This is a genomic window from Haloparvum sedimenti (assembly GCF_001462205.1).
GTDB lineage: Archaea > Halobacteriota > Halobacteria > Halobacteriales > Haloferacaceae > Haloparvum > Haloparvum sedimenti.
In genome coordinates this window covers 1-1,443 of the sequence record NZ_LKIR01000086.1, presented here as the reverse complement: position 1 = coordinate 1,443, position 1,443 = coordinate 1, and the positions used below count along the sequence as shown (strand labels likewise).

At 68.1% G+C, this 1,443-nt stretch carries 1 protein-coding gene; it reads right to left on the bottom strand.

Annotated features, from left to right (window positions below):
- Positions 1–1,443: proton-conducting transporter transmembrane domain-containing protein (locus AN233_RS05465; RefSeq protein ID WP_058365824.1), on the bottom strand; the 1,443-nt coding region annotated here is incomplete at both ends.

Here is a 1,443-nt window from a genome sequence, read left to right as displayed (position 1 = left end):
AGCTCGATCAGCTCCAGGAAGCCCATCTCGTAGGGTATCACGCCGAGCAGCACCGCGAGGCTCATCGCGGTGAGGATCGGCCCGAGTGTGAACCACGTGGACTCGCCCCCGCAGAGGGCGTCGAGCCCCGCGATGTGCTCCCAGTCGCTCGCGGGCGGCCCGCCCGCGTGGCCGTGGTTGTCGTGGTCTGCGTGATCGTCATGGCTCGTGTCGTGGGCATCATGCCCTGTCTCATCGCCTCCGTCATCGCCGTCGCCGCGCCCCACGCCAAACGGAACGTCGGCGTCGGAGGGGCGCTGGTCGACCGCGTAATCGCCGGTGTCGACGCGCTCTGCGGGCTCGGAGAAGTCCCGGTCGCTCGTGTCGAAGTCCGGGCATACCACGCCGTCTTCGTCGGTCGGGAGGTCGTCCATCTCCGCGTCGGGGATGTCCGAGTCGTCCGGGACATCGGCGTCGTCGCCCGTGGACTCCGCTCCCTCGGCATCGATTGCCGAGTCGCCCTCGGCACTCTCGACGACCTCGTCGACGTCGGGGTCGTCGTCGTTACAAGCGTCAACGTCGTCGTCGGCATCCTTCGGACGGCCCCCATCGGTCGCCGGCAGCGTCGACCGCGTCTCGCCGCCCATCCGGAAGTCGACGAGCGGCTTCGCGTCGTGGGCGTCCTCCGCCTCGAAGAAGGCCGTGTAGATCACCGGCCAGAAGTACGCGATGTTGAGCACGCCGGAGAGCAGCAGCGCGCCGACGAGGTAGTAGGCGACCGGGGTCAGCCGAGCGCCCATCCGAATCCCGCCGATCAGCATGTAGTACTTGCTGACGAACCCGGCCAGCAGCGGGATTCCGGCCATCCCGAGCGAGGCGACCGTAAAGGCCCCCATCGTCAGGGGCATCCGCTTGCCGATCCCCGCCATCTCGGAGATGTAATCGGTGTGCGTCGAGACGTGGAGGTTCCCGGCACAGAAGAACAGGGTGAGCTTCATGAACGCGTGCGCCGGGATGTGCAGCAGCGCGCCGACGAGCCCGTACCAGCCGTACAGGCCGAGTCCGAGGATGATGTAGCTCAGCTGGCTCACCGTCGAGTAGGCGAGCCGCTGTTTCAGGTGGTCCTTCCGCAGGGCGATGATCGAGGCCGCCGTCAGCGTGATCGCTCCGATGGTCGAGAGGACGAGTCCGGCCGAGAAGCCGAACGGGAGCGAGAGGTCGAAGACGAGTTCTGGGCCGAACACGTCGAGGACGACCCGCGAGACGCCGAACGCCCCGGACTTGACGACCGCGACCGCATGCAGCAGCCCGGAAACGGGCGTCGGTGCGACCATCGCCTCGGGGAGCCACTGGTGGAGCGGCATGATCCCGGCCTTCACGCCGAACCCGATCGCGAGCAGGAAGAAGGCGAGCATCGCGAGGCCGGGGTCGGCGTTCGCCAGTTCCTCGATGCCGCCGGCCGTG